3 protein-coding genes are annotated in these 2,724 nt (G+C 31.4%); all 3 read left to right on the forward strand.

All coding sequences use genetic code 11. The annotated features are described in order from the left end of the window. Positions 1-1,201, forward strand: a 1,201-nt coding sequence (locus tag N4A55_RS11615; protein ID WP_293756485.1) for an RHS repeat domain-containing protein, incomplete at its 5' end; no start/stop codon positions are given. Between the two features lie 10 nt (positions 1,202-1,211). Then, positions 1,212-1,601, forward strand: a complete 390-nt coding sequence (locus N4A55_RS11620; protein ID WP_293756487.1) for a hypothetical protein — start codon at positions 1,212-1,214, stop codon at positions 1,599-1,601. A gap of 887 nt (positions 1,602-2,488) precedes the next feature. Beyond that, positions 2,489-2,724: hypothetical protein (locus tag N4A55_RS11630; protein ID WP_293756489.1), on the forward strand; the 236-nt coding region annotated here is incomplete at its 3' end.

Here is a 2,724-nt window from a genome sequence, read left to right on the forward strand (position 1 = left end):
ACTTGAATTAGACGACAGTGCAAACCTTATAACCTATGAGGAGTACCACCCGTTTGGCACAACCTCATACCGTAGCGGTAGAACAGAATCAGAAACCTCGCTCAAACGCTACAAATACGTAGGCAAAGAGCGCGACGAAGAGACCGGCCTATACTACTACGGTGCCCGCTACTATGCTGCTTGGATGTGCAGGTTTGTGAGTGTTGATCCGATGAAGGAAGAGCGTATATGGTTAAATCCTTATAACTATGTTCAGAATAATCCAATAAACAGGATTGACCCTAATGGTATGTTGGATGAAGATAAAAATAATTCTACAGAGGAGAAAGGTTTACAAAAAACAGATGGATCAGTAAAACATTCCGAGAAAGATTATAAGAAACTGAATGAGATGTTACGTTTCATTAATCCTAAAAATACAAAATGGTTATATCTTGGAATATATAATATAGGAAAAAAACTTGAAGCCGAAAAGATAAAATATTATTATTATTATTTGGATAAAATATTTAAAGCAGAAAATTTATCTGATGAACAAAAAGAACTAATAAATCAAGCTCAAGAGACTCGGGAAAATATTGAAAAGTATGAAGAGGTTCTATCTAAAATGATTGTTAAAGCTTACGAGATATATTTCTATAATAGAAATGTAGCATTATATAATGATAAATATAAAGATTTTTTGAGAGGCTCTACAGCTTTAATTGAAATGGCAATGAATATTGTAACAGCTGTTGAATTAATCGGTTTAGCACCGACATTATATGGTGGTTTTAAAAGTTCTAAACATTATTTATTTTCATTTCTTAAGAAAACAGCTTCCAAAGCGGAAATTAGGCTATTAAGGAATAATATGACGAAAATAGCAAAGGACGCTGCTGGTTATAATCCATTTCTAGATGATTTTGCAGAGTCATATACTATGAGATACGGGCTTAGTAGAGCACCTAAGGGTGGTATGTATATTAACGGTAAATTTTATAAAGGAGGGCAGTTTATACCCAGAGTTAAGATATCTTGTGGTAGAGGTAGCATACCAAGATTTAATGATTTACAACCTTTATCTTCTTTTGATTCTCCTGGGTTGTTAAATTATGATGCTAACAAATTCCTTAGATGGGGGATTGCAATAACAGGTATAAGTGGTAGTATACTTGAAGGAATAAAGAAAAATAAAGAGAGAAAATTTTATAAAAGATAGTTAGATAATAATGAATAAGTTAAATGTATCAGGAAGAATAAATGATTGTTTAAATAGAGGTCATGTTAATTTACATATTAATATCTATTATAGACAAAAAATATTATTTCAAATTATGTTGGCAAAACACTTTGTTTCCAAAGGGATAGAGGTTAGATCAGAAATGGATTTTGCGGTAGTGCATTTTTTTTCGAAGGCAAAAAAAGATTTATATGATAAATTTCTTCAGAGTGATGATTTTGAGGATTATTTATTTTTTGAAGAGTGTAGAGGGATTTTTACCTATGTTAATAATATAGGTAAAAATGCTATCTATATTGAGGAATATTTATATAAAACACTGTTAGAGACTTATTCTATTTTAGAGAAAGATGTTGTGATTGAATTTTCTGTATATTAGCTTTTAATTATGGGAAATTTATATTTGTGATATCACGCTTCTTTTGTTGATAAAAAAACTCTTTAGAGGTAGGTAGATAATTACATATCTTTGTTTTCAGTAAAATCAATGGTTAGCTGAAATTATTCACAGGACAAAATGCTATAGAGTTTGCTGATCGCTTTCGAACATACGATGATTGCTTAGAATATTTATCAGAAATAAAATGGTATGAAAGGTTTATTCTAATATATAAAACCACGTCCTATGGGATTGATCCGAGTCATTGAGCTTCGCCTTTAAATGACTCATTGTTATCTTAAGAAAGTTGTTCCCTCAACTTAAAAAAGAATAGCATATGAGTCGATTTAGAAAGTTATCCCATATATTATGTCATTGTATTTGCACTAATGTAGAATAATTGGAGGTGAAATAAAAAGAGTATCTTTTAATAACTTTCTAAGTTCTAAAATAGTGTTACAATAAAAGTATTAAATATATAATGAAGTTATCCTGATTATATTTTGTCCTAAAAAACTGTAACAGTTTTTACAAAAATATTTAAAAATCTGAATTAGGCAATATTGCCTAATTCAGATTTTTGTTTTTTATAAGTTTTGGTTTCTAGACTATTCTGTGTCGCAGATAAACATGCTGTACATAAATATACACAGCTATTTACCTACGATGAGCTTGGTAATGTATTAACACAACAGCATACAACACCAGACAAAAAACTTGACTGGACACGTAGTTATATATATGCTGAGCAGACCAATTACCTGCTAAAACACGATAAAGATCAGATATTAAATGATTACGAATACGATGCACATGGTAATATGACCAAAATGCCGCATCTGCAATCAATGATATGAACGGTTAATGATGAGTTGCAACAGGTTACGTTGAATGCATCTGGCGATACCGCTTATTATGTATACGATACAGAGGGCAACAGAGCACGTAAGGTAATAGAGCGTGGTAATATTATAGAAGAGCGTTTTTATTTGGGTGATTACGAGATTTACCGTACATTCACCAATGAAACCTTAAACTTGGAGCGTAGTACCGTACATATAATGGACGATAGAGACAGAATAGCTATGATAGACAGAGAGACAGGAGGTGATACAGTAATAAG

Origin of the sequence: Vallitalea sp. (assembly GCF_025211055.1) — a bacterium.
Classification (GTDB): domain Bacteria; phylum Bacillota; class Clostridia; order Lachnospirales; family Vallitaleaceae; genus Vallitalea.

Coding starts and splice junctions, on each gene's coding strand:
- N4A55_RS11620 (WP_293756487.1), top strand. CDS start 1,212: ATGAATAAGTTAAATGTATCAGGAAGAATAAATGATTGTTTAAATAGA.